Genomic DNA, 23,916 nt, shown 5'->3' with positions numbered 1-23,916 from the left:
TTCGAAAGCCGGAACGCGGAGCGTCCCTTGAAGCATTCCCACGCGGAGCGTGGGAACGATCATTGCGGGAGGGTTATTCGATGAAGGTTACAACGCCATCCTTCAGCGATTGCACCCGAGCCAACGATTCCACGCGATAACCCTGGGCATCCAGTTCCGCCCGCCCGCCCTGAAACGACTTCTCGATCACGATGCCCAGACCGGCCACGGTCGCGCCGGCCTGTTTGATGATCGAGATCAGCGCTTGCGACGCCTTACCGTTGGCCAGGAAGTCGTCGATGATCAGCACACGGTCGCTGCTGGTCAGGTGACGCGGGGAGATCGCCACGGTGCTTTCGGTTTGCTTGGTGAACGAGTAAACGGTTGCCGACAGCAGGTTTTCGGTCAGGGTCAGGGACTGATGCTTGCGCGCGAAAATCACTGGTACGCCAAGGTTCAGGCCGGTCATGATCGCAGGCGCTATGCCCGAGGCTTCGATGGTGACGATCTTGGTGATGCCCGAGTCCTTGAACAGCGTGGCGAATTCGTCGCCGATCAGCTTCATCAGCGCCGGGTCGATCTGGTGGTTCAGAAAAGCGTCGACTTTCAGGACCTGGTCGGAAAGCACGATGCCTTCTTCGCGAATTTTCTTGTGCAGTGCTTCCATGAAGCTGTCCTCTGTTGGCGTCTTTTGCGCCGAAGGTCTAAATAAAAGTGGTCAATTCTAGCGCTTTAACATCGCGCGTATATCCGCCAATGCGCTGTTGCCACGAACGGCTTTGACTTCGGTCGGCGTGTCGTCGTTGCCTTCCCAGGCCAGGTCGTCCGGCGGCAACTCATCGAGGAAGCGGCTGGGCGCGCAGTCGATGATCTCGCCGTATTGCTTACGCTTGGCGGCGAAGGTGAAGGCCAGCGTCTGACGCGCTCGGGTAATCCCGACGTAGGCCAGGCGACGTTCCTCTTCGATGGTGTCGGCTTCGATGCTGGAGCGGTGCGGGAGGATTTCCTCTTCCATGCCCATGATGAACACGTAAGGGAATTCCAGCCCCTTGGAGGCGTGCAAGGTCATCATCTGCACACCTTCGGCGCCGTCTTCCTCTTCCTGCTGACGCTCCAGCATGTCGCGCAGCACGAGTTTGCCGATGGCGTCTTCGACGGTCATCTCGCCGTCTTCGTCTTTTTCCAGCGTGTTCTTCAGCGCCTCGATCAGGAACCAGACGTTACCCATGCGGTAATCGGCGGCCTTGTCACTGGAGCTGTTGGTGCGCAGCCAGTTCTCGTAGTCGATGTCCATGACCATGCTGCGCAGGGCGGAGATCGGGTCTTCGCCGGCGCACTGCTCGCGGACCTTGTCCATGAAGCGCTTGAAGCGCGACAGGCGATCGGTGAAGCGGCTGTCCAGGTGTTCGCCCAGGCCGATTTCGTCGGTGGCGGCGTACATCGAGATTTTTCGCTCGGTGGCGTAGTTGCCCAGCTTCTCCAGGGTGGTCGAACCGATCTCCCGGCGCGGGACGTTGATCACTCGCAGGAAGGCGTTGTCGTCGTCCGGGTTCACGATCAGGCGGAAGTAGGCCATCAGGTCCTTCACTTCCTGACGTCCGAAAAAGCTGTTGCCGCCGGACAGTCGGTAAGGTACCTGGTGATGCTGCAGCTTCAGCTCGATCAGCTTGGCCTGGTAGTTGCCGCGATACAGAATCGCGAAATCGCTGTAGGGCCGGTCGGTGCGCAAGTGCAGGCTGAGGATTTCCACGGCCACGCGCTCGGCTTCGGCGTCCTCGTTGCGGCAGCGGATCACGCGGATCTCGTCGCCGTGGCCCATTTCACTCCACAGCTGCTTTTCGAACTCGTGAGGGTTGTTCGAAATCAGCACGTTGGCGCAGCGCAGGATGCGGCTGGTGGAGCGGTAGTTCTGCTCCAGCATCACCACTTTCAGGGACGGGTAGTCGTCCTTGAGCAGCATCAGGTTTTCCGGGCGGGCGCCGCGCCAGGCGTAGATCGATTGGTCGTCGTCGCCTACCACGGTGAACTGGTTGCGTTTGCCGATCAGCAATTTCACCAACAAATACTGGCTGGCGTTGGTGTCCTGGTATTCGTCCACCAGCAGGTAGCGGACCTTGTTCTGCCATTTTTCCAGGATGTCGTCGTGTTCCTGGAACAGTTTTACCGGCAGCAGGATCAGGTCGTCGAAGTCCACCGCGTTGAACGCCTTGAGCGTGCGCTGGTAGTGGGTGTAGACGATGGCGGCGGTCTGTTCCTTGGGGTTGCGTGCGTTTTCCAGGGCTTCGGGCGGCAGGATCAGGTCGTTTTTCCAGGCGCCGATCATGTTCTTGATCTCGTCGACGCCGTCGTCGCCCGAGTATTCCTTCTGCATGATGTCGGTCATCAGGGCTTTGACGTCGGTCTCGTCAAAGATCGAGAAGCCCGGTTTATAGCCCAGCCGCACATGTTCCTTGCGGATGATGTTCAGGCCCAGGTTGTGGAAGGTGCACACCGTCAGGCCGCGGCCTTCACCGCCCTTGAGCAGCGTGCCGACCCGTTCCTTCATCTCCCGCGCGGCCTTGTTGGTAAAGGTCATGGCGACGATGTACTGGGCACGGATGCCGCAGCTCTGGATCAGATGCGCAATTTTGCGGGTGATCACGCTGGTCTTGCCGGAGCCTGCGCCGGCGAGCACCAAAAGAGGGCCGCCGACGTAGCTCACGGCTTCTTGCTGCCGGGGATTGAGTCGGGACATACGAAATCAGGGAGTCGTTAGCGAAATGGGCCGGCATTTTAACAGGCTCAGAGAATTGTGCTGCTCTCTCCGACTTGTGACGCAACACGCGATCTCTATTTGCCGGTTTTGATACTTTCACGCAGGATGCGCAGTGAATTCGCGTCTAATGTACGTATTCAAGACTCGAAGTCGTGTTTGATAACCGATGTCATTGGGTCATTGGTTACCCGAGCGGCATAATGCGCGCCGCCTACATCTTTGCAGAGTCTAGGGAGCTAGCTTGTCTACGCCTGTCGAACCCTTGCGTTTGCTGCTACTGGCCCAAGAGCCAGCGTGGGCAGCGTTGTTGCGCGAGTGTCTGGCTCCAATGGGGAGTTCGGCAGTGCTGCTCAGCGCGCCGAACTGGGAGTCGGTCAGCAACCTGTTCGATGACAACCGCAGCGCGGTGTTGTTGACGATTCCTGCTCTGCAGCCGGCACCCGGCCGTTGCAACCTGCCGACGGTGTTGCTGCTCGAACACGAGCCGTTGGCGCCTCCCGACGGTGTGAGCGACTGGCTGGTGCGCAATCTGCTGGATCCCGGCATGTTGCGCCGCTGCCTGCGTCATGTGCGTGAGCGCGGGGTGTTGGAAAACACCTTGCAGCGCCTGGCCGAGCAGGATCCGTTGACCGGCATCGCCAACCGTCAGGGTTTCCAGACCTTGCTGGCGGCGCGTCTGGCGGACAACGACGGCCGCGGCCTGGCCCTCGGTCACCTCGACCTCGACAACTTTCGACACGCCAACGACGCCCTCGGCCATCAGGCAGGCGACCGGTTGATCCTGCAAGTGGTCTCGCGGCTGAAAAGCCAGCTGGAGGTCGGCGATCAACTGGCGCGGCTGGGTAGCGATGAATTCGCCCTGCTGATCGACACCCGCCGCGCGCCTCAGCGCGCTGAATGGATGGCCGAACGGATTACCGAAGCCCTGTCCGAGCCCTACTGGATCGACGGCGAAAGCCTGTTGATCGGTTCCAGTCTCGGCATTGCTCACGCCCGAGCGCTGGCCGGTGCCGACCCGCTGATGTGGCACGCGCACATCGCCATGCAGCAGGCCAAGAGTACTCAAGGCTGCACCTTTCACGTCTTCAACGAGCGGATCAATCGCAATGCCCGCAGCATCGCCGACCTTGAAAGCGAGCTGCGCCGGGCCTTACGTCGCGATGAGTTGGAGTTGCATTACCAGCCACGCCTGAACCTTGAGGACGGTCAGATCGTCGGCCTCGAGGCCTTGGTGCGCTGGCGTCATGGCGAACGCGGTTTGCTGCCCCCCAGCGAATTCGTGCCACTGGCCGAGCAAAGCGGCTTGATCGTGCCGCTGGGTTACTGGGTGATTTCCCGGGCCCTGCGGGACATGCAGGCGTTGCGCGAACGGGGTCTGCCGGCGCTGCACATGGCGATCAACCTGTCGTTCCGGCAGTTTCAGGACAGCCAACTGCTGACGACCCTGAGCCGGCTGATTGCCGAGCGAGGCGTCGAGGCGCAATGGCTGGAATTCGAACTGACCGAAACCGCGGTGATGCGTCGCAGTGACCTGGTCAAGCAGACCATGGACGCCCTCGGGCGGCTCGGTGTGCGCTTTTCGCTGGACGATTTCGGCACCGGGTTCTCATCGTTCGTGCACCTCAACAGCCTGCCGATTGCCTTGCTGAAGGTCGACAAGAGCTTTGTCGGCGGCATGGAAGAACGGGAAGAGAATCGTAAACTGGTGCACGCCATGATCAACCTGGCGCACAACCTCAACCTCGAAGTGGTTGCCGAAGGCGTGGAAACACCGGAGCAGCTGGATTTATTGCGCGGGTTTGGTTGCGATCAGGTGCAGGGGTATCTGATCAGCAAGCCGTTGCCGTTGGCGGAACTGGTTGAGTATCTGACCTTCGGTTCCAGCCAGCAGCCAGCGCTGGAAGTCGTGAGCTGACCACAAACAACTGTGGGGTGCTTTTGTGGCGAGGGAGCTTGCTCCCGCTCGGCTGCGAAGCAGTCGCAAAGCTTTTTGGTCCGCTTCGCGACCCAGCGGGAGCAAGCTCCCTCGCCACACAGGCTCGCTCCTACAAGGGATCTCAGTCTGGCTGGGCGGCTGTGAAACTATTCTGCGGCGCCGGCTCGCGCCGAATCATCCGCGTCATCTTCCACTCAAACGCCAGCGTCAGGCTCACCGCCGCACACGCCAGCCCCAGCGCCAACCCCCACCAGACGCCCGTCGGCCCCCAGTTCAGATGGAAGGCCATCCACCAGGCGGCCGGTGCACCAATCAGCCAATAGCAGCCCAAACCTACCAGGAACGTGGTCTTGGCATCTTTGAGTCCGCGAATGCAGCCCATGGCAATGGTTTGTGTGCCGTCGAACAGCTCGAACCACGCCGCCACCGCCAGCAGGCTCACGGCCAGTTCGATGACCGGGCGAAAGGCCGGGTCGTTGTGGTCCAGGAACAAGCCGATCAACTGATTCGGCAGCAGCCAGAAGACCATCGCAAACCCCAGCATCGACACAGCCCCGAAGGCGATCCCGACCCGTCCGGCCAGCCGCGCATCCAGCAATTGCCCGGCACCGTAATGCTGACCGATGCGCATAGTGATCGCGTAGGAAAGCCCCGCCGGCACCATGAACGCCACCGAGACGATTTGCAGGGCGATCTGGTGCGCCGCCAATTGCGTACTGCCCATGGTGCCCATGCACAGCGCGGCGAAGGCAAACAGGCCGACTTCCACCGCGTAGGTGCCGCCAATCGGCAGGCCCAGGCGCCACAACTCCTTCAAGTACAGACGATTGGGCCGCGACAGGCCCTGACGCAACGGATAAGCGTCATAGGCCGGGTGCCGACGAATGTGCAGCGCGAGCGCCAGCGCCATGAGGTTGGCCACGATCGCCGTGACCAGACCGATGCCCATCAGGCCCATTTTCGGTAGGCCGAACATGCCGGTGATCAACGCGTAGTTGAGCAGGAAGTTGGCCACGGTGCCGCCGAGGCTGATGACCATCACCGGCGTCGCCCGGCCGATGGCGCTGGTGAAGCCGCGCAGCGCCATGAAACTCAGGTAGCCGGGCAGGGCGAACGGCAGGATCAACAGAAACTGGCCGGCAGCCTGGACGTTGGTTGCGGTCTGGCCGAACAGCAGCAGCACCGGTTTGAGGTTCCACAGCAGCAGGCCCGCCACCAGCGCCATCAACCAGGCCAGCCACAACCCGGCCTGGGTCAGCCGCGCCGCGCCGATGATGTCGCCCGCGCCCTGACGGATCGCCACCAGGGTGCCGACTGCCGCGATCACGCCGATGCAGAAGATCGACACGAACGAATACGTCGCCGCGCCCAGACCGCCGCCGGCCAGCGCCTCGGGACTCAGGCGCGCCATCATCAAGGTGTCGGTGAGGACCATCAACATGTGCGCCAACTGCGAGGCAATCAACGGCCCGGCCAGCCGCAGGATGGCCCAGAGTTCAATACGCGCTGGATGCTGCATGATCATCACGCTCGATTGTCAGAGAGAGCAGGAAGCGTCGATTCTCGGCGCTCTGCGGGGTTTCCACAAAGGGATAAAAAGGATGGGTGGCATGATTAAAACTCATGCCAAGGACTTTCTGATAAGTTGAGGTAACCGCGCTATAGGAGCTTTCCCAATGTCTCGTCGTCTTCCTCCCTTGTATGCCCTTCGAGCATTCGAAGCGGCGGCGCGGCATAGCTCGTTTACCCGCGCCGCCGAAGAATTGTCGATCACACAAAGTGCGGTCAGTCGGCACATTCGTACGCTTGAAGAGCATTTCGCCTGTCGGCTGTTCCATCGCAGCGGGCGCAACCTGCAACTGACCGAGTCGGCGCGGCTGATCCTGCCGGGCATACACGAAGGCTTCACCGCCCTTGAACGGGCCTGCAACACCTTGCGCGCCGAAGACGACATCCTGCGCATGAAAGCCCCGTCGACCCTGACCATGCGCTGGCTGTTGGCGCGGCTCAGCCGTTTTCGCCACCTGCGACCGGGGAACGAGGTGCAATTGACCAGTGCCTGGATGGACGTCGATACGGTGGACTTCAACCACGAACCCTTCGACTGCGCCGTCATCCTCAGCAACGGGCATTTTCCACCGGACTGGGAGACGACTTTGCTGTTCCCCGAAGAGCTGATTCCGGTGGGCGCGCCGAATCTTCTAAAGGACCAACCGTGGGACGTTGCGCGCCTGGCCAGCACCGAACTGCTGCACCCGACGCCGGACCGCCGTGACTGGCGCAACTGGCTGGAGCGTATGGGCCTGAGCGATCAGGTCTCGCTCAAGGGCGGGCAGGTGTTCGACACCCTGGAGCTGGGCATGATCGCTGCCGCCCGCGGCTACGGCGTGTCCATGGGCGATTTGCTGATGGTGGCGGAGGATGTCGCGCAGGGACGTCTGAGTTTGCCGTGGCCGACAGCCGTCGCCAGTGGTGAGAATTATTACCTGGTCTGGCCGAAAACCCGTCCCGGAGGTGAACGTTTGCGCCGGCTCAGCGATTTCCTGCAAGGCGAAGTCCGGGCCATGGAATTGCCGGATGTCGAACGCCTGGGCTGAATCGATGGAGCCGCTGCAATGGCGGCCTTGAGCCATATCCCCGTTAATCACTCAAGTATTCGGCTTTGCCGCCGAAAATCTGCTGATGGAACCTTCGTGCCAGGCTCCACGCTTTCCCCATTATCAGAAATTTTGCCAAGTGCGACGGGATCAGGATGATCCGGCCCACTGGGCCAGGAGCTGTCATGTCTCAACCTCGTGCTCGGATTGCCTCACAGCTGGGTCTTGCGCTTGCCGTGATACTGGCGGTTGTCATCAGCGGCAGCACCGTATTTGCCCTGCGCTCGCTGGACGCCGCCAACCTCGCCACCCGCGAAGAGCACCTGGCCAGCGAGGCACGGCTGCTGGCCGATCAGCTGAGCACGTTCCACGGCACGTTGCGTGAAAGTACCCAGCGCCTCAGCGGCCTGTTCGAGAAGCGCTTCAGCGCCGGTTTGAGCGTGCACCCGGATGAGCCGGTGACCGTGGCGGGTGTGCAGACCCCGGGCCTGCACCTGGGCGGCGAAGTGTTGAACAACAACTTCAAGGAAGTGGACGAGTTCAAGCAAATGACTGCCGGCGTCGCGACGCTGTTCGTGCGCAGTGGCGAAGACTTCATTCGGGTCAGCACGTCCCTGAGCAAACAGGACGGCACCCGGGCCATCGGCACATTGCTGGACCACGCTCATCCGGCTTATGCGCGCTTGATGGCCGGGCAGAGCTACGTCGGTCGCGCCTTGCTCTTCGAACGGTCCTACATGACTCAATACACCCCCGTACGCGACAGCGGCGGTAAGGTGATTGCCGTGCTGTTCGTAGGATTCGATTACACCGACGCACAGAACGCTCAGTTCGAAAACCTCAAACGCTTCCGCATCGGCCAGACCGGCTCGCTGGCGCTGCTCGATGAGCAGAACAAATGGCTGGTGCCGATCGCCGGTGTGCAAGCGTTGGATGTGGCAGTCCCGGCCATCGTCGGTCTGGCCAAGACACCGGGCAAGGGCGATTTCTGGAGCGACACGTCGCAAGACTTCTACAGCATTGCCGTGCCGTTCGAAGGCGGGCCGTGGTCGGTGGTGGCGAGCATGCCGAAAGCCGAAATCCGCGCGGTGACCTGGAGCGTCGGCATTCGACTGGCCATCGGCAGCCTGCTGGCGATGTTGCTGGCGGTGGGTTCGGCGGTCTGGTTGCTGCGCAGCAAACTGGCGCCGCTGGGCGATCTGGTGCGTCAGGCCGAAGCCTTGGGTGCCGGTGATTTGAGCGTGCGCCTGAACGTGTCGAGCAACGACGAAATCGGTCAGTTGGCCCGCGCCTTCAACCAGATGAGCCAGGCGCTGTCGACGATGGTCGAACACATTCGTAGAGCCTCGGAAGAGGTCAACAGCCGCGCCCAAGCGTTGTCTGGCTTGTCCGGTGGTGCCTATGAAGGGATGGAGCAGCAGTCCGGCGAAATCACCAGCATGGCTGGCGCGGTGGAAGAATTCAGCGCCACTTCGTTGAACATTGCCGACAACATGGGCAACACCCAGCGTCTGGCGCAGGAAAACGCACAGCAAACCCAGATCGGTCGTACGTCGATGGACGAAGCATCCTCGTCTCTGGAACAAATCGCCGGTGCGCTGAACAGCACCGCGACGGTGATCAACACCTTGGGTCAGCGCTCACAGGAAATTGGCGGCATTGTCGGGGTGATCACCGCGATCGCCGAGCAAACCAATTTGCTGGCGCTCAACGCTGCCATCGAAGCCGCGCGTGCCGGTGAGCAGGGTCGTGGGTTTGCGGTGGTGGCCGATGAGGTGCGCAACCTGGCCTCACGTACTCGCCAGGCCACTGACGAAATTTCCGGGATGATCCAAAGTATCCAGCAGGAAACCGGCAACGCGATCAGCACCATGGAGCAGGGTAACGTGCTGATGCAGGAAGGCCTGTCGCGCAACGCCAACGTCGCCTCAGCCCTGGCGCGGATCGATGAGCAAAGCCGCTCGGCCGGTCAGCAATTCGCCGCCATCACCACCGCGACCCAGGAACAAAGCAGCACCGCGACCTTGCTCAGCAGCAACCTGCAAAGCATCGCCTTGGCGAACAGTGAGCAGCGGGAAGCGGTGTCGAACCTGGCGGTGACTGCCAAAGAGCTGGAGAAGCTCGCGGCGGACTTGCGGCATGAGGTTGACCGGTTTCGTTGAGGCGCTGCCCAAATCGCCATCGCGAGTAGGCTCGCTATGGCATCAACTCAAATCTCCGCGTTATCCACAAACCCCATATCGACGATCATTTGGCATTTGCCGTCGTGATCTCGATTTTTATGCTTGCTGAAACGTTTCTTCAAGTTTATAAAAATGGCACAACTCCAATAAAGGCTGCTGCCATGACCCCGCTCAAACTCTTCGTTGCCCTCAGCGCACTGTCCGCTGCTTCTCACGCCATGGCCTGGGATTACGTCCTGCTCGATACCGACAAGGCCGCCCAGAACTGGCAAATCACCAGCCAGCAACTCGGGGTAAAAACCGACAAACCCTTCTCCGTGACCCTGCGCACCTTGCACGGCGGTCGGCAGGAGGGTGTCAGCATCGTCGACATCGATAACGGCGCGATGAAACTCTCGGTGGTACCGACTCGCGGCATGAACGTCTTGCAGGCCTCTGTCGGCAATGTGCGCATGGGCTGGGATTCGCCGGTCAAGGAAGTGGTCAACCCGTCCTTCATCGAACTCAACGGCCGCGGTGGCCTGGGCTGGCTGGAAGGTTTCAATGAGCTGGTTACCCGCTGCGGCTACGAATGGGTCGGCCATCCCGGCATGGACAATGGCGAACTGCTTACCCTGCACGGTCGCGCCGCCAACATCCCGGCCAACAAAGTCACCCTGCACATCGATGAAAAACCGCCATACGCCATCAGCCTGCGCGGTGAGCTAAAAGAGCAGGCATTCAAGAAAGTCGACTTCTCCGTCGCGACCGAACTGGTCACCGAACCTGGCAGCGTAGTGTTCGCCCTCAACGACACCCTGACCAACAACGGCGACTACCCGAAGGAATATCAGGCGCTGTATCACAGCAACTTCAGCACCCCGTTCCTGGAACAGGGCGCGCGTTTCGCCGCTCCGGTGAAGCAGGTGTCGCCGTTCAACGACAAAGCCAAAGGCGATCTGCCGGACTGGCAAACCTACCGCGCGCCGACCAAGGACTACGACGAAACGGTTTACAACGTGGTGCCGTACGCCGATGCCAAGGGCGATACGTTGACCGTGCTGCATAACAAGGCCGGCAGCCTGGGTGTCTCGGTCGGCTTCAATACTCAAACACTGCCGGTGTTCTCCCTGTGGAAAAACACCGATACCCAAGGCCAGGGCTACGTCACGGGGCTGGAGCCGGGGACGAGCTTTTCCTACAACCGCCGATATCAGCGGCCACTGAACCTGGTACCGACGATTGGGCCGAAGGAGCAGAAGCAGTTCCGCATCAGCTACAGCTTGTTGGCGGATAAAGCGGCTGTGGATAAGGCATTGAAGCGGGTGAACGAGATTCAGGGCGGGCGGGAGACTGAGGTGCGGCAGACGCCGTTGGTTGATCTGACCAAGGGGTGACACCAACTAGAGTGTTGTTGGCCGATATTGCAGCGCTTCGGCCAGGTGTTCGCGTCTGATCCCGTCAGCCTGCTCAAGGTCCGCCAGCGTGCGCGCGACCTTGAGCAGTCGATGGGCCGCTCGCAACGACAGCGTTAAACGCTCGCAGGCGGATTCCAGCCAGTTTTCATCGACTGTGGATAACTTACAGTGTCGGCGTAGGCCTGGCAGGTCGAGGACGGCATTGGCGCAACCTTGGCGTTTGTGTTGCCGCTCTCTTGCATCGGCAACCAGCTTGGCGGCGGTGGCTGTATCGTCGCCGGGTTTTAACGCAGGATTCAGCGCCGTAGCCTCCCTAGCAACCGTCAGGTGCAGATCGATGCGGTCCAGCAGTGGCCCCGACAGCTTGTTGCGATAGCGCTGCACCATGTCCGGCGTACAGGAACAACGGCCACTTGGCTCGCCAAGATATCCACAGGGGCAAGGATTCATCGCAGCGACCAGTTGAAAGCGTGCCGGGAAGCGTACGCGGTCCTTGGCGCGGGAAATTACGATGTGGCCGGACTCCAATGGCTCTCTCAATACCTCCAATACCTTGCGATCAAACTCTGGAAGCTCATCGAGGAACAGCACGCCATGGTGGGCGAGAGTGATTTCGCCGGGTTGCGGTTTCGAGCCGCCACCCACCAGTGCCGGGCCTGAGGCGGAGTGGTGGGGTTGTCGGAAGGGGCGCTGCGGCCAATGGCTCAGCGGCACACAACTGGCGACCGATTGAATCGCCGCGACCTCCAGTGCTTCGCTCTCGGCCAATGGCGGTAACAGCCCCGGCAGACGACTCGCCAACAACGTTTTTCCCGTCCCTGGTGGACCGCTGAACAACAGGTTATGAGCCCCCGCCGCTGCAATCAGCAAGGCTCGCTTGGCCGCAAGTTGCCCCTGCACTTCATTCAAGTCTGGATAGGGTTTGCTGGCGTAGAGCAAACCATTGGAAGCGTAGGGTTCGATGGGCGTGTGGCCATTGAAATGCGCGACCGCTTGAAGCAGATGATCCACCGCAATCACCTTCAACCCCGACGCCAGGCATGCCTCCTCGGCATTCGCTCGCGGCACCACCAGCGTGCGCCCGGCCTTGCGCGCCGCCAGCGCCGCCGGCAACACCCCGCGAACTGCACGCACCGCGCCCGACAGCGCCAACTCTCCCAGGCACTCCACGTCATCCAGCGTCAACGTCGGCACCTGCACGCTGGCCGACAGAATCCCCAAGGCAATCGCCAGATCGAACCGCCCGCCATCCTTCGGCAAATCGGCAGGGGCGAGATTCAAGGTGATGCGCCGTGCTGGAAATTGCAGGCCGGAATTGATGATCGCGCTGCGCACCCGGTCCTTGCTTTCCTTCACCGCCGCCTCGGGCAGCCCGACCATGGTCAGCGACGGCAAGCCGTTGGCCAGATGCACTTCTACGGTGACGGCGGGCGCATCCACGCCAACTTGGGCACGGCTGTGGACGATGGATAGGGACATGGTCGTTCCTTGAGCTGACGGGGAACCGCTTCCTGCGGTTTTTGTGGAGCCTACTTCTAATGGTGGTGAAATCCTACATATTAGGCTCGATAAAGAAGGTGACTTTATTGATGCTTGGCCTGAGGGTTTTTTCGAAGAGCGTCTTAAGGAAAAACTGGGGATTAATGGATGATAACTGAGTTTTCGCTTGATAAAGAGTTTTTCGATTCTCCTGTTCTACACGATGTTAGCATGAGCGCGGTTCATGATTTTATAACAGAGAATTGGATAGAAAGAGGCGCGCTAGTCATTCCGGGTGCAGGGCATGGAGATCTCCTCGGGTTTATAAATAAACTTCCTGAGAAATTTAAGCAGCGCTGGTTAAGAGCGGTTGAGTATGGCATAAAAAGAGATGTTGATAATGAATGGTGGAACTTTGGTGATTATGGCTCGTTCGATGAATTATGTAAGCTAAGCACTCTGTTCAAAACGGCCTTTGCCGAAGGAGCAGTTGCGTATGTTATTAGTGGAAGTGATGAACAGAAACGGCGTTGCATAAATACTGGGTTCGAATTGCTAGGAGCTGGAGTGTGTAGCGAATCCGAAAATTTACAAAGATCATATTTGCTCTCTAGGGCTGATATAGCGCCAACTGATGCTGCGCCGGATGTATGGGATCAGCGACTTAAGCCGTTTGCACAATGCTCTAAGAAAATTCTGATCGTAGATAGGTACCTTTTTACAAATGTTCGAGAAGCAGCAGCACGCGGCCAAAACGAAGATAGTTTAAGGAATTTTTTTATCTATCTATCCCAACTAAATTCCAGGCATAACGTAAAAATCATTTCTTTCGGCGATCAAAAAGATAGCGAGTTGCATGCCGGCGTTCATGATCGAATAAATCGTACTATCTGCAAGATCCCCGCTTTGAGTCGTGGACTAGCAAGTCTTGATTTGGTTTCGGTAGCTGATAATTTTTTCAGGGACGAAGCGCACGATCGCTTTATTGGCTTCGGTAGGCATATCTGTCAAATCGGCCTCGGAATGGCTGTGTTAGGGCCATTACCAAAAGGTAGAAGCACATTTACTGCTAAGTTCGATGTAGATGGAGAACTATCTGCCAGAGAAACCGCCAGTCGCCAATTTAGACTCTGGAGTGAGTCTATGATTTAGTTTGTTTGTGGTTTTAGTAAGAAAATCAGTTAGATTGCCTTTAAAGCATGGAGTGGCGCGTTTGCCATAACTACAATCAGTTAAGCCATAACACGATCCGTAGCAGCTGGCGGAGCCGGCGTACGGCTGCGCAGCAGTCGTAAAATCAGATCACGCGGTGCATCAGGCAAACCGTACAACTTGGATTTACGACTGCTGCGCAGTCGAACGCAGCCTTCGGCAGCTGCTACACAGGTTACGTCGCGGCTGGTATTTGGGCGTAATCAACTGAGGAGCTAGTTTTTTTGTAGGACCGGGCCTGGATAGATGAAGGACTTCGGTGAAAGAGCTCGGACGCTCTTGTCGGATCGGGGTGGCTGCTTATGATCACAGTTGATCAAGCCCTCAGGAGGGGAGATGAGCAATTCTGGAATGCGGCCGATTCATCCTGGCGAAATCCTTGAAAAGGAGTTTCTTGAGCCAATGGGCATTACGGCGGCTGGTTTGGCTAGCTCGTTGAATGAGGTTGGAGATGAGGTGAGTGCCCTTGTGATGCAGGAGAGCGATGTAGGCCCTGACCTTGCCGAGAGGCTTTCCATTTACCTGAACACCACGCCCGAACTCTGGCTAAACCTGCAATCGACCTACGATCAGCGCAGGGCCGAAATCGAGCGTGGTTGAGCTTCGGGTGCTTGCATCACCCGCGAAGCACGCTTCCACCAAGAGGCATTGAGCGGACGGCGGCGGAGGAAGTTGCCGGGGTGTTTGCGGGGCTTAAGATCAAAAGATCGCAGCCTTCGGCAGCTCCTACGGGGCGGTTGTTCCAGCGCGGGGCGGCTGGAACACCGTGGTGACTCTAATCGCGAGAAGGCTCGCCCCCACAGTAGATCCTATTGCCAAGGGAACCGGCGGGGTTATTCGGTGGGTGGATTGAGCTTCGCTTCCAGCTCCGCCACTTTCGCCTCAAGGCTCTCCAACCGTGCCCGGGTCCGTGCGAGCACAACCATCTGGCTATCAAACTCTTCCCGGCTCACCAGGTCCAGCTTGCTGAAGCCGCTCTGCAACAAAGCCTTGAACTGGCTTTCGATTTCGCTTTTCGGCAGTGGGGTGTCGCCGCTGAAGAGGCGGGAGGCGGTGCCGCTCAGGGCGTCGAGGAAGTCTTTTGGCGCGAGCATGGGAAATGTCCTGTCAACAATGGCAGGCAGTGTATCACGCAGTGTCTATAGTCAATCTCGAAGGCTGGGATGCACGCTTTTCGCGCATACGAGTGGGTGGTCGCGCACTGTTGTTGTGCGTAACCGTTTCGTCAATCGACTGGAAGGGCCTGTGGCAGCGGCCAAGGGCTTGAAATCAATGGGTTTTGGATAGATGGCAAGCTTTCTGCTTAGTCGCTGGTGACCCATGCACTGATGCAGTCGCTGTGACGAATGCAGTGCGCCAAGCGGAACGGGGGAAGTTTCGTGCGGAGTGGTTAGCTGGCGTCGGATGGGCAGGTAAGGCCGACGATGCGTTACAAAGCCAGGCACTGCGCTTAGACTTGAGTCGGGTTTGTTTTCCTGGGGCAAGTCCACCAATTCGGGAGAGAGTTTTCATGAAGCTAGTCACTGCCATCATCAAGCCGTTCAAACTGGACGACGTGCGCGAGTCGCTGTCCGAGATCGGCGTGCAGGGCATTACCGTTACTGAGGTCAAAGGCTTCGGTCGGCAGAAGGGTCACACCGAGCTGTATCGCGGCGCGGAGTACGTGGTCGATTTTCTGCCCAAGGTGAAGATCGATGTCGCCATTGACGACAAGGATCTGGACCGGGTTATCGAGGCGATAACCAAGGCCGCCAACACCGGCAAGATCGGTGACGGCAAGATCTTCGTGGTCAATCTGGAACAGGCGATTCGCATCCGTACCGGCGAAACCGATACCGACGCAATCTAAGCCGCCACAAACCCAACGCCCCAGGAGAAAACAATATGACTCTGCGTAAAATCGCAGGGCTAGGAGCCCTGTTGTCCCTCGTAATGCCCGGCCTGGCCATGGCGGCAGACGAAGTGGCGGCCCCAGTCCTCAACTCCGGCGATACCGCCTGGATGATGACCTCGACAGCCCTGGTGCTGTTCATGACCATTCCCGGCCTCGCGCTGTTCTACGGCGGCATGGTTCGGTCGAAAAACCTTCTTTCCGTGATGATGCAGTGCTTCGCCATTACCGGTCTGATCAGCGTTCTGTGGGTCATTTATGGCTACAGCGTCGCGTTCGACACCACCGGCATGGAACAGGGCGTCATCAATTTCAACTCGTTCTTCGGGAGTCTGAACAAGGCCTTCCTCGCCGGTATCACGCCTGCGAGTCTGACCGGGCCTGCGGCACTGTTCCCTGAGGCAGTGTTCGTCACCTTCCAGATGACCTTCGCCATCATTACCCCGGCGCTGATCGTCGGCGCCTTCGCCGAGCGGATGAAGTTCTCCGCCATGCTGATCTTCATGGGCGTGTGGTTCACCCTGGTTTACGCACCGATTGCGCACATGGTCTGGTCCGGCAACGGCGGCCTGTTGTGGGACTGGGGTGTTCTGGACTTCGCCGGTGGCACCGTGGTTCATATCAACGCCGGTGTGGCCGGTCTGATTGCCTGCCTGGTACTGGGCAAGCGTAAAGGCTTCCCAACCACTCCGATGGCGCCGCACAACCTCGGTTACACCTTGATGGGTGCAGCGATGTTGTGGGTCGGCTGGTTCGGTTTCAACGCCGGTTCCGCTGCGGCCGCCAACGGCACTGCCGGCATGGCGATGCTGGTGACTCAGATCGCCACCGCCGCTGCGGCGCTGGGCTGGATGTTTGCCGAGTGGATCACTCACGGCAAGCCAAGTGCACTGGGTATCGCTTCGGGTGTGGTGGCCGGTCTGGTTGCAATCACTCCGGCGGCTGGCACCGTGGGCCCGATGGGCGCTCTGGTGATCGGTCTGGCAGCAGGCGTGGTGTGCTTCTTCTGCGCGACTACCCTGAAACGCAAACTCGGTTATGACGATTCCCTGGATGCCTTCGGCGTGCACGGTATCGGCGGTATCCTCGGCGCGATCCTGACCGGTGTGTTCGCGGCACCGTCCCTGGGTGGCTTCGGCACCGTCACCGACATCGCGGCTCAAGTCTGGATTCAGTGCAAAGGCGTCGGCTTCACGGTGATCTACACCGCGATCGTCACCTTCATCATTCTCAAGGTGCTGGACGCTGTCATGGGTCTGCGTATCACCGAGGAAGAAGAGGCAGTCGGCATCGATCTGGCGCTGCACAACGAACGCGGCTACAACTTGTAAGCACGCCTGTAAAAAAATGCCCGGCTTGCCGGGCATTTTTTTGTCTTGATTTTGTCAGTGAAGGAAAGGCTGAAAGGTTTTTTCATACACGTTCAGGGGCGTTTACAACGGGTGTTTTTCTGCGGCCAATGGCTTACACGATTGAAGGAATATTAGGGCCTTTGTTTTTTCCCAGAGCGCGCTAGAATGCGCCCCGAACGTGCGGAGAACTGTATGTGGCAACAGACTCTGATTACCCTGCGGGCACGGCCCCGGGGCTTTCATCTGGTAACGGACGAGTTACTCGCCGGCTTGCCTGAACTCAAGGCGTGTCGGGTCGGTCTGTTGCATTTGTGGCTACAGCATACCTCGGCGTCGTTGACCATCAACGAGAACGCCGATCCGGCGGTACGTCGCGACTTCGAACGATTTTTCAATCGTCTGATCCCACAAGGAACGGACGACTATGAGCATAACGACGAAGGCCGGGACGACCTCCCGGCGCACTTCAAGGCCAGCGTGCTTGGCTGTCAGCTCAGTTTGCCAATCTCGGCAGGCCGACTGGCGTTGGGAACCTGGCAAGGCGTTTATCTGGGCGAGCACCGTGATCATGGCGGTGCTCGTAAAGTCCTCGCCACCGTGCACGGTGAAGGGGCATAAACCGCTGGTCACCAGCGGTGGTTGAATTTTTTCCGGCAGCCTTCGACAGGAGGCAAAGCTGGGCTATAACTAATCTGCTTTTCGCAAGTCATGAGGTAGAACATGAGCGACGATGATCTGGAAAACGACGACCTCGAAGTAGGCGACGACGAAACCGAAGAAGGCCTGGAAGCGGCGGCTGAAGACGTCGCTGAAGACGACGGTGGTGATGTGCCCGTTCCGACTGCCAAAGGCAAAGCCAAGGCAGCGGTATCGGTCGATGAGCTGCCGAGCGTTGAAGCCAAGAACAAGGAACGCGATGCCCTGGCCAAGGCCATGGAAGAGTTTCTGGCACGGGGCGGCAAGGTGCAGGAAGTGGAGGCCAATGTGGTCGCCGATCCTCCCAAGAAGCCTGATAACAAGTACGGCAGCCGGCCTATCTAAGCGCCTGCTTCCTGCTTGCTGAAAAAGCCCGCCGTCGCTGCGGGCTTTTTCATGGGTGAAAATCAAAAGATCGCAGCACCTCAAATATCGGCTGAGTTCCAGCGCGCCAACAACCCCGGCAACTCGGTCAAACTGCGAATCTCGGCATCCGGCGCCTTCTCGGCTTCCCACACTTTGCCCGCCGGGTTAAACCAGATCGCTCGCAACCCCGCCTGCTGTGCTCCGGCAATGTCATCGCCAGGATGATCGCCGATATGCACCGCGGTTTCAGCGGTCGCGCCGCCACGGCTCAGCGCTTCATGAAACAGTCGCGCATCCGGTTTGGCGATGCCGATGTCTTCGGCGCACAGGGCAAACTTGAAGTAATCCGCCAGGCCCAGTCGGCGCACATCGGCGTTGCCGTTGGTCACTACACCGAGGGCGTAGTGCTTGGCCAGCGTCTCCAGCGTCGGCTCGACTTCGGGGAATACTTCCAGCTGATGCCGGGCATGTAGAAACACTTCAAAACTTTGATCCGCCAGGTCTGAGGCTTGACCGTGGTCGTAACCAGCCTCTTCCAGAGCATGGAAAAGCACCCGTCGACGCAGCGCGCTGATACGGTGCTTGAGGCTCGGCTCGTTGCTCAACACCCGCTCGCGAATCGACCACAAATGCTCCACCGGCACCGCGCCCAGGTTCGGCGCATGCTCGGTCAGCCATTCACGCAATATGGCTTCGGCGCTGGCGATTACCGGTGCGGTGTTCCACAGGGTGTCGTCGAGATCGAAAGTGATCAGTTGGATGGTCATGAATCATCGCCTTTAATGCGTTTGGCCCGTGGATGGGCGCTGTCGTAGACCGTCGCCAGGTGCTGGAAGTCCAGGTGGGTGTAGATCTGGGTGGTCTTGATGTCCGAGTGGCCGAGCAGCTCCTGCACGGCGCGCAAGTCCTGAGAGGACTCCAGCAAATGGCTGGCGAAAGAGTGTCGCAACATGTGCGGGTGCAGGTTCTGCCCCAGTTCGCGCTCGCCGGCGGCCTTGACCCGCACCTGAATCGCCCGGGGGCCAAGGCGCCGGCCTTGCTGACTGACAAACACCGCGTCATCCGCCGGGTTGGTCATGACTCGTAACGGCAACCATAGTTCCAATGCTTCGCGAGCCTTTTTGCCGACCGGCAACAGTCGGGTCTTGCTGCCTTTACCGAGGACCTGAACCATGCCGTCAGCCAGGTCCAGTTGATCAAGGTTGAGCCCGGTCAGTTCGGAAAGGCGCAAGCCGGAGGAATAGAACAGTTCCAGAATCGCCTGATCCCGACGCGCCAGAAAATCATCCTCTACCCCGCCTTCCAGCAGTTGCAGCGCACGGTCAGTGTCGAGGGTTTTCGGCAGGCGGCGTTCGCCCTTGGGCGGTGCCAGGCCATTGGCCGGGTCGTGGTCGCACAGGCCTTCACGGTTCAGATAGTGATAGAGCCCGCGCACCGCCGAGAGCAGCCGCGCCAGGCTGCGGGACGATTGGCCTTGTGCATGCAAGCGAGCGATCAGGCTGCGCAGCCGCTGGATGTCCAGCGCGGCCCAACTGCCGATGTTCTGTTTGACGCACCAGCCAAGCACTTTGTCGAGGTCGCGGCGGTAGGCGTACAGCGTATGCGGCGACACTTGCCGCTCACTGCGCAGGTGTTCGCAGTAAGCGTCCAGTTGCCGTTCCACGATCAGCGTACCGAGCGCAGGGAGTTGTTGACCCGTGGCAGCACGCGGCCCATGACTTCGGCGATGTAGCTGAGGAACAACGTACCCACCGAACTCTTGTAGTGCTGCGGATCGCGGCTGGCGATGGCCAGAACACCGTGGATGCCCTGGTGGCTGATGGCGACGACGGCAGTGGAGCCGATCTGCTTGCGTTGTTCTTCGCCAAACAGGAAATCCAGTTCATGCTCACGCAGGCTGCCGCAGACGCTTTTGTCTTCCGAGAGCAAGCCACCGATGGCTGTTTGCGCTTCAGCATGCGTCACCCAGCGACCTACCGGCATCGGGTTGTCGCCCAGCAGGATCAGGCTGACGAAGGGCACCTGGAAATCCTGGCGCAGGCTGTCTTCGACGCTGATCACCACGTCTTCCAGGCTGGTCGCGTCCATCAATGTGAGAATCAGACGGCGGGTCTTGTCGAACAGGCGGTCGTTGTCGCGGGCCACGTCCATCAAGTGCGAGAGACGATGACGCAACTCGATGTTGCGATCGCGCAGAATTGTCATCTGGCGTTCGACCAGCGAAATGGTGTCGCCGCGCTGGTGCGGAATGCGCAGGGCCGGGAGCAGTTCTTCATGCTCGATGAAGAAATCCGGATGAGCCTCCAGGTACGCGGCAATCGCCGCCGCCTCAAGGCTTTCGGAAGGGGATTCGTCGGGCTGTAGGGCGGGAACCTGGGGCTTGTCGGTCATGGATTTCGCTCACTCAAAGACGCACTTGTCCTTCGTATACGCGTACTGCCGGGCCGGTCATCATGACCGGTTGGCCAGGGCCTGCCCATTCAATGGACAGACGCCCGCCGGGCAGGTCGATCAATAGTGGCGAATCCATCCACCCCTGGCTGATCGCGGCCACTGCGGCGGCACAGGCGCCGGTTCCGCAGGCCTGGGTTTCCCCGGTCCCGCGTTCCCAGACGCGCAACTGCGCGCGGTTCCGGTCGATGACCTGGAGAAAACCGACATTGACCCGCGCCGGGAAGCGCGGGTGATGTTCGATTTTCGGCCCCAGTTCATGCACCGGTGCATTGTTGATATCGCTGACCCGCAACACGGCATGGGGGTTGCCCATGGACACTGCGGCCAGTTCAACCGGGGTGCCATCGACGTCGACCTGATAGCTCACGGCCTGGCTCGGGGCTTCGAACGGAATCTCGGCCGGCACCAGGCGCGGGGCGCCCATGTTGACGCTGATCTGGCCATCGTTGCGGATGTCCAGTTCGATGATGCCGCTTTTGGTCTCGACGCGAATCTGCCGCTTGGCGGTCAGGCGCTTGTCGAGCACGAAGCGGGCGAAGCAGCGTGCACCGTTACCGCACTGTTCCACTTCGGAGCCGTCGGCGTTGAAGATCCGATAGCGGAAATCCACGTTCGGGTTGCTGGGCGCCTCGACGATCAGCAGCTGGTCGAACCCGATGCCGGTGTGCCGATCGCCCCATTGCTTGGCATGCTTGGGCAGGATGTGCGCGTGCTGGCTGACCAGGTCGAGAACCATGAAGTCATTGCCCAGGCCGTGCATCTTGGTAAAACGCAGCAGCATGGGGTTACTCCGGCAGCAGGCTTTCGCCAGCAAACAACTCGGCTACCGTCTCGCGGCGACGCACTTCGATTGCCTGATCACCGTCCACCAACACTTCAGCGGCGCGGCCGCGGGTGTTGTAGTTGGAACTCATGACAAACCCGTAGGCACCGGCCGAATGCACGGCCAGCAGATCGCCTTCTTCCAGGGCCAGCTGACGGTCCTTGGCCAGGAAGTCGCCGGTTTCGCAGATCGGGCCGACGATGTCGTAGGCACGCGCCGCGGTATCGCGAGGGCGCACGGCGGTAACGTCCATCCAGGCCTGGTACAGCGCCGGGCGGATCAGGTCGTTCATGGCCGCATCGACGATGGCGAAGTCTTTGTGTTCGGTGTGCTTGAGGTACTCGACCTGGGTCAGCAGCACGCCGGCGTTGGCGACGATAAAGCGGCCTGGCTCGAACACCAGCGCCAGGTCACGACCGTCGAGACGTTCGCGCACGGCCTTGATGTAGTCGGCAGCCAATGGCGGCTCTTCATCGCGATAACGCACGCCCAGACCGCCACCGAGATCGATGTGGCGCAGGTAGATGCCGCAATCGCCGAGGCGGTCGACCAGGCCCAGCAGGCGGTCGAGGGCATCGATGAAGGGCGGCAGGGTGGTCAGTTGCGAACCGATATGGCAATCGACGCCGACCACTTCCAGGTTAGGTAGTTGCGCGGCGCGGACATACACGTCTTCGGCGTCGGCGATGGCGATGCCGAACTTGTTTTCTTTGAGGCCGGTGGAAATGTACGGGTGCGTGCCGGCATCGACGTCCGGGTTGACGCGCAGCGAGATCGGCGCGCGAACGCCCAACTCGGCGGCCACTACTTGCAGACGCTCGAGCTCATCGGTGGATTCGACGTTGAAGCAATGCACGCCGACTTCCAGGGCGCGACGCATGTCGTCACGGGTCTTGCCGACACCGGAGAACACGATCTTGTCGGCGCGGCCGCCAGCGGCCAGGACACGCTCCAGTTCGCCACGGGAAACGATGTCGAAACCGGCGCCCAAACGGGCCAGGACATTCAGTACACCCAGGTTGGAGTTGGCCTTGACCGCAAAGCAGACCAGGTGCGACGTGCCGGCCAACGCATCGGCGTAAGCCAGGTACTGGGCTTCGATGTGGGCACGGGAGTAGACGTAGGTCGGTGTACCAAAGCGTTCGGCGATGGCGGACAGGGCAACACCTTCCGCGAACAGCTCACCGTCACGGTAGTTAAAAGCGTCCATGGCGTTCCCTTATTGGTAGACGTCGTGCTTGTGTGCTTTCGACGGAGACTGTTGCGACGACTTGGCCTGCTCTGCAGGATCCTGGCTGTCATCGGGCAGGTACAGCGGGCCTTTTTGACCACAGGCCGACACCAGGCAGGCAATCGCGACGAGAGCCGCAAGGGAAGAGATCAGGCGCTTCATGGCGAAATCCTTGAAAATGCATTAATTGCGCCGGAGTATACCGGCCACCCGGCAGCTTGCCTATGTGACGCGGCTCCCGTCCGGCGGGCCTTTGACTGTGGCGCAGTAACTTGTCCTGCGGCGCGCAGGGATATTTCGTACCGCACCTCGTCCTTGGTGGTTATTCTTTGCAATCATCGGGGCTCGCCCGTATCTTGCGGCGCTTGAGCGTGAGTAGACACTTTTTGAGGTTCCCGTAATGAGTTTGACTGAAGCCCGTTTTCACGACCTGGTCGATGCCACCCAGCAGACGCTGGAGGATATTTTCGATGAGAGTGACCTGGATATCGATCTGGAGAGCTCGGCCGGTGTGCTCACCGTCAAGTTCGAAAACGGCAGCCAGTTGATCTTCAGTCGTCAGGAGCCATTGCGGCAGTTGTGGCTGGCGGCGGTGTCGGGCGGCTTCCACTTCGACTACGACGAAGAGAGCAAGCGCTGGATGTGTGACAAGAGCGACGAGCAACTGGGCGAGATGCTCGAGCGCATCGTCAAGCAGCAAGCCGACGTCGAACTCGATTTCGAAGGTCTGTGAGATCGTGACCCAGTCTGCGCCCGTTCGCCCGCCCAAACCGCTCTATAGCAACGTCAGCCCGGCAGTGCCTTCGCCATGCAGCGGTGTGTGTCGGCTGGATGAGCAGAAGGTTTGCCTGGGGTGTTTTCGGCATGTCGAAGATATTCGCGAATGGCGCTCGGCCGATGATGAGCGGCGGCGGGTGATTTGCGTGCAGGCTGCACAACGCAAAGTCTTGGCTTAAGGGCTTTTGTGGCGAGGGAGCAAGCTCCCTCGCCACAATGGTCAGCGCTGGGCCGTGGTCGCCCCCGGCTTGTTTATTTATTGAGCTGTGATAGTGTCCAGATACGCCTCAACCCATCGAGGCTCGTGAAAACCCCGCCTTTTTCTGGCGGGGTTTTGCTTTTTTCGTGCAGAAGAAAGGAGTCTGCCCTGATCATGACCGCACCTTCCATCACCCTTACCCGTCTGGACGTGCAACGTCTGGAGCGCCTGATCGACAGCCTGGATGACTCGCTGCCGGGCGTTATCGCGCTGCAAACCGAACTGGATCGCGCCGACACCCTGGTCGGTCACGAAGAGGTGCCGGCCGATGTCGTGACCATGAATTCTAAAGTGCATTGCCGCGAAGAAAGCAGTGGCAAGGACTATCACCTGACCCTGGTCTACCCCAAGGATGCCAACGCCGACGAAGGCAAGATATCCATTCTGGCACCGGTCGGCAGCGCACTGCTGGGTCTCAAGGTTGGTCAGCACATTGACTGGCCAGCTCCGGGTGGCAAAACCCTGAAACTGACCTTGCTGGCAGTCGAATCGCAGCCTGCCAATGGCGGCGACTTCCCGGAATAAAGCC

24 protein-coding genes are annotated in these 23,916 nt (G+C 59.7%); 13 read left to right on the top strand and 11 right to left on the bottom strand.

The window, feature by feature from the left end; genetic code table 11:
• Window positions 1-73: 73 nt before the first annotated feature.
• Both AC1RO5_RS05230 and rep read right to left on the bottom strand, forming a co-directional pair.
• Window positions 74-646, bottom strand: coding sequence for a xanthine phosphoribosyltransferase (locus AC1RO5_RS05230; protein WP_007934646.1), 573 nt, complete (start codon window positions 644-646; stop codon window positions 74-76).
• A gap of 57 nt (window positions 647-703) precedes the next feature.
• On the bottom strand, window positions 704-2,713 hold the full coding sequence (gene rep, locus AC1RO5_RS05225) for a DNA helicase Rep (RefSeq protein ID WP_018927510.1): 2,010 nt from the start codon (window positions 2,711-2,713) through the stop codon (window positions 704-706).
• 262 nt (window positions 2,714-2,975) lie between these two features.
• Between rep and AC1RO5_RS05220 the strand changes: the two genes are divergently transcribed.
• Window positions 2,976-4,649 (top strand): putative bifunctional diguanylate cyclase/phosphodiesterase, encoded by a 1,674-nt coding sequence (locus AC1RO5_RS05220; RefSeq protein WP_493173340.1) that lies wholly within the window; start codon window positions 2,976-2,978, stop codon window positions 4,647-4,649.
• A gap of 142 nt (window positions 4,650-4,791) precedes the next feature.
• On the opposite strand, the gene AC1RO5_RS05215 is transcribed toward AC1RO5_RS05220, so the two are convergent.
• A complete protein-coding gene (locus AC1RO5_RS05215) occupies window positions 4,792-6,189 on the bottom strand; it encodes a NorM family multidrug efflux MATE transporter (RefSeq protein WP_493173338.1) in 1,398 nt (465 codons plus the stop codon).
• 157 nt (window positions 6,190-6,346) lie between these two features.
• Between AC1RO5_RS05215 and AC1RO5_RS05210 the strand changes: the two genes are divergently transcribed.
• From AC1RO5_RS05210 to AC1RO5_RS05200, 3 genes are all read left to right on the top strand, one after another.
• Window positions 6,347-7,267, top strand: a complete 921-nt coding sequence (locus AC1RO5_RS05210) for a LysR substrate-binding domain-containing protein (protein ID WP_493173337.1) — start codon at window positions 6,347-6,349, stop codon at window positions 7,265-7,267.
• Between the two features lie 185 nt (window positions 7,268-7,452).
• On the top strand, window positions 7,453-9,429 hold the full coding sequence (locus tag AC1RO5_RS05205; protein ID WP_493173335.1) for a methyl-accepting chemotaxis protein: 1,977 nt from the start codon (window positions 7,453-7,455) through the stop codon (window positions 9,427-9,429).
• Between the two features lie 182 nt (window positions 9,430-9,611).
• Window positions 9,612-10,826: an aldose 1-epimerase family protein gene (locus AC1RO5_RS05200; RefSeq protein WP_493173334.1), complete on the top strand. Its 1,215-nt coding sequence runs from the start codon at window positions 9,612-9,614 to the stop codon at window positions 10,824-10,826.
• Window positions 10,827-10,832: 6 nt separating this feature from the next.
• Here the strand turns inward: AC1RO5_RS05200 and AC1RO5_RS05195 are convergent, their stop codons facing one another.
• The gene (locus AC1RO5_RS05195) at window positions 10,833-12,326 is read right to left on the bottom strand and encodes a YifB family Mg chelatase-like AAA ATPase (RefSeq protein ID WP_493173333.1); all 1,494 of its coding nucleotides are present in this window, start codon (window positions 12,324-12,326) and stop codon (window positions 10,833-10,835) included.
• Between the two features lie 168 nt (window positions 12,327-12,494).
• Between AC1RO5_RS05195 and AC1RO5_RS05190 the strand changes: the two genes are divergently transcribed.
• Both AC1RO5_RS05190 and AC1RO5_RS05185 read left to right on the top strand, forming a co-directional pair.
• Window positions 12,495-13,478 carry a hypothetical protein gene (locus AC1RO5_RS05190; protein ID WP_493173332.1) on the top strand — a complete coding sequence of 328 codons (984 nt, stop codon included), beginning with the start codon at window positions 12,495-12,497 and terminating at the stop codon, window positions 13,476-13,478.
• Window positions 13,479-13,874: 396 nt separating this feature from the next.
• Window positions 13,875-14,138, top strand: coding sequence for a HigA family addiction module antitoxin (locus AC1RO5_RS05185; protein WP_018927527.1), 264 nt, complete (start codon window positions 13,875-13,877; stop codon window positions 14,136-14,138).
• 233 nt (window positions 14,139-14,371) lie between these two features.
• Here the strand turns inward: AC1RO5_RS05185 and AC1RO5_RS05180 are convergent, their stop codons facing one another.
• Complete coding sequence (locus AC1RO5_RS05180; protein ID WP_008007559.1) at window positions 14,372-14,632, bottom strand: accessory factor UbiK family protein; 261 nt, start codon at window positions 14,630-14,632, stop codon at window positions 14,372-14,374.
• A 416-nt stretch (window positions 14,633-15,048) separates the two neighbouring features.
• On the opposite strand from AC1RO5_RS05180, the gene glnK reads away from it, so the two are divergent.
• The 4 genes from glnK to sutA all read left to right on the top strand — a co-directional run bounded on the left by glnK (window position 15,049) and on the right by sutA (window position 17,822).
• Window positions 15,049-15,387, top strand: a complete 339-nt coding sequence (gene glnK, locus AC1RO5_RS05175) for a P-II family nitrogen regulator (RefSeq protein WP_002555808.1) — start codon at window positions 15,049-15,051, stop codon at window positions 15,385-15,387.
• Window positions 15,388-15,422: 35 nt separating this feature from the next.
• Window positions 15,423-16,760, top strand: a complete 1,338-nt coding sequence (locus AC1RO5_RS05170) for an ammonium transporter (protein ID WP_493173331.1) — start codon at window positions 15,423-15,425, stop codon at window positions 16,758-16,760.
• Window positions 16,761-16,973: 213 nt separating this feature from the next.
• Window positions 16,974-17,399, top strand: a complete 426-nt coding sequence (locus tag AC1RO5_RS05165; RefSeq protein WP_493173329.1) for a secondary thiamine-phosphate synthase enzyme YjbQ — start codon at window positions 16,974-16,976, stop codon at window positions 17,397-17,399.
• Between the two features lie 102 nt (window positions 17,400-17,501).
• A complete protein-coding gene (gene sutA / locus AC1RO5_RS05160; RefSeq protein WP_305447390.1) occupies window positions 17,502-17,822 on the top strand; it encodes a dormancy-specific transcriptional regulator SutA in 321 nt (106 codons plus the stop codon).
• A gap of 80 nt (window positions 17,823-17,902) precedes the next feature.
• On the opposite strand, the gene AC1RO5_RS05155 is transcribed toward sutA, so the two are convergent.
• From AC1RO5_RS05155 to lptM, 6 genes are read right to left on the bottom strand one after another with little or no spacing between them, the layout of a single operon-like run.
• Window positions 17,903-18,610, bottom strand: a complete 708-nt coding sequence (locus tag AC1RO5_RS05155) for an HAD family hydrolase (RefSeq protein WP_493173326.1) — start codon at window positions 18,608-18,610, stop codon at window positions 17,903-17,905.
• Window positions 18,607-19,506: a tyrosine recombinase XerC gene (gene xerC / locus AC1RO5_RS05150; protein ID WP_493173324.1), complete on the bottom strand. Its 900-nt coding sequence runs from the start codon at window positions 19,504-19,506 to the stop codon at window positions 18,607-18,609. Before xerC ends, AC1RO5_RS05155 begins: the two co-directional genes overlap by 4 nt.
• Window positions 19,507-19,508: 2 nt before the next feature.
• On the bottom strand, window positions 19,509-20,234 hold the full coding sequence (locus tag AC1RO5_RS05145; RefSeq protein ID WP_493173322.1) for a DUF484 family protein: 726 nt from the start codon (window positions 20,232-20,234) through the stop codon (window positions 19,509-19,511).
• Window positions 20,235-20,247: 13 nt separating this feature from the next.
• Window positions 20,248-21,078: a diaminopimelate epimerase gene (dapF, locus tag AC1RO5_RS05140; RefSeq protein ID WP_493173320.1), complete on the bottom strand. Its 831-nt coding sequence runs from the start codon at window positions 21,076-21,078 to the stop codon at window positions 20,248-20,250.
• A gap of 4 nt (window positions 21,079-21,082) precedes the next feature.
• Entirely contained in the window at window positions 21,083-22,330 is a 1,248-nt protein-coding gene (lysA, locus tag AC1RO5_RS05135; protein ID WP_007941282.1) for a diaminopimelate decarboxylase, read from the bottom strand.
• 9 nt (window positions 22,331-22,339) lie between these two features.
• Complete coding sequence (gene lptM, locus AC1RO5_RS05130; RefSeq protein WP_493173318.1) at window positions 22,340-22,513, bottom strand: LPS translocon maturation chaperone LptM; 174 nt, start codon at window positions 22,511-22,513, stop codon at window positions 22,340-22,342.
• A gap of 238 nt (window positions 22,514-22,751) precedes the next feature.
• Between lptM and cyaY the strand changes: the two genes are divergently transcribed.
• The 3 genes from cyaY to rnk all read left to right on the top strand — a co-directional run bounded on the left by cyaY (window position 22,752) and on the right by rnk (window position 23,912).
• Window positions 22,752-23,084, top strand: a complete 333-nt coding sequence (gene cyaY / locus AC1RO5_RS05125) for an iron donor protein CyaY (protein WP_018927535.1) — start codon at window positions 22,752-22,754, stop codon at window positions 23,082-23,084.
• A 4-nt stretch (window positions 23,085-23,088) separates the two neighbouring features.
• A complete protein-coding gene (locus AC1RO5_RS05120) occupies window positions 23,089-23,307 on the top strand; it encodes a DUF1289 domain-containing protein (protein WP_493173316.1) in 219 nt (72 codons plus the stop codon).
• A gap of 194 nt (window positions 23,308-23,501) precedes the next feature.
• Window positions 23,502-23,912, top strand: coding sequence for a nucleoside diphosphate kinase regulator (gene rnk / locus AC1RO5_RS05115; protein WP_305410493.1), 411 nt, complete (start codon window positions 23,502-23,504; stop codon window positions 23,910-23,912).
• Window positions 23,913-23,916 lie beyond the last annotated feature (4 nt).

It is taken from the genome of Pseudomonas sp. GW822-FHT02G04 (assembly GCF_058802085.1).
Note: the sequence above shows the minus strand (reverse complement) of the source record. Positions and strands in the feature narration are given on the sequence as shown.

Excerpts from the sequence above, each read along its gene's own strand:
- AC1RO5_RS05230 (WP_007934646.1), bottom strand. The coding sequence starts at position 646 with ATGGAAGCACTGCACAAGAAAATTCGCGAAGAAGGCATCGTGCTTTCC.
- rep (WP_018927510.1), bottom strand. The coding sequence starts at position 2,713 with ATGTCCCGACTCAATCCCCGGCAGCAAGAAGCCGTGAGCTACGTCGGC.
- AC1RO5_RS05215 (WP_493173338.1), bottom strand. The coding sequence starts at position 6,189 with ATGCAGCATCCAGCGCGTATTGAACTCTGGGCCATCCTGCGGCTGGCC.
- AC1RO5_RS05210 (WP_493173337.1), top strand. The coding sequence starts at position 6,347 with ATGTCTCGTCGTCTTCCTCCCTTGTATGCCCTTCGAGCATTCGAAGCG.
- AC1RO5_RS05205 (WP_493173335.1), top strand. The coding sequence starts at position 7,453 with ATGTCTCAACCTCGTGCTCGGATTGCCTCACAGCTGGGTCTTGCGCTT.
- AC1RO5_RS05200 (WP_493173334.1), top strand. The coding sequence starts at position 9,612 with ATGACCCCGCTCAAACTCTTCGTTGCCCTCAGCGCACTGTCCGCTGCT.
- AC1RO5_RS05195 (WP_493173333.1), bottom strand. The coding sequence starts at position 12,326 with ATGTCCCTATCCATCGTCCACAGCCGTGCCCAAGTTGGCGTGGATGCG.
- AC1RO5_RS05190 (WP_493173332.1), top strand. The coding sequence starts at position 12,495 with ATGATAACTGAGTTTTCGCTTGATAAAGAGTTTTTCGATTCTCCTGTT.
- AC1RO5_RS05185 (WP_018927527.1), top strand. The coding sequence starts at position 13,875 with ATGAGCAATTCTGGAATGCGGCCGATTCATCCTGGCGAAATCCTTGAA.
- AC1RO5_RS05180 (WP_008007559.1), bottom strand. The coding sequence starts at position 14,632 with ATGCTCGCGCCAAAAGACTTCCTCGACGCCCTGAGCGGCACCGCCTCC.
- glnK (WP_002555808.1), top strand. The coding sequence starts at position 15,049 with ATGAAGCTAGTCACTGCCATCATCAAGCCGTTCAAACTGGACGACGTG.
- AC1RO5_RS05170 (WP_493173331.1), top strand. The coding sequence starts at position 15,423 with ATGACTCTGCGTAAAATCGCAGGGCTAGGAGCCCTGTTGTCCCTCGTA.
- AC1RO5_RS05165 (WP_493173329.1), top strand. The coding sequence starts at position 16,974 with ATGTGGCAACAGACTCTGATTACCCTGCGGGCACGGCCCCGGGGCTTT.
- sutA (WP_305447390.1), top strand. The coding sequence starts at position 17,502 with ATGAGCGACGATGATCTGGAAAACGACGACCTCGAAGTAGGCGACGAC.
- AC1RO5_RS05155 (WP_493173326.1), bottom strand. The coding sequence starts at position 18,610 with ATGACCATCCAACTGATCACTTTCGATCTCGACGACACCCTGTGGAAC.
- AC1RO5_RS05145 (WP_493173322.1), bottom strand. The coding sequence starts at position 20,234 with ATGACCGACAAGCCCCAGGTTCCCGCCCTACAGCCCGACGAATCCCCT.
- dapF (WP_493173320.1), bottom strand. The coding sequence starts at position 21,078 with ATGCTGCTGCGTTTTACCAAGATGCACGGCCTGGGCAATGACTTCATG.
- lysA (WP_007941282.1), bottom strand. The coding sequence starts at position 22,330 with ATGGACGCTTTTAACTACCGTGACGGTGAGCTGTTCGCGGAAGGTGTT.
- lptM (WP_493173318.1), bottom strand. The coding sequence starts at position 22,513 with ATGAAGCGCCTGATCTCTTCCCTTGCGGCTCTCGTCGCGATTGCCTGC.
- cyaY (WP_018927535.1), top strand. The coding sequence starts at position 22,752 with ATGAGTTTGACTGAAGCCCGTTTTCACGACCTGGTCGATGCCACCCAG.
- rnk (WP_305410493.1), top strand. The coding sequence starts at position 23,502 with ATGACCGCACCTTCCATCACCCTTACCCGTCTGGACGTGCAACGTCTG.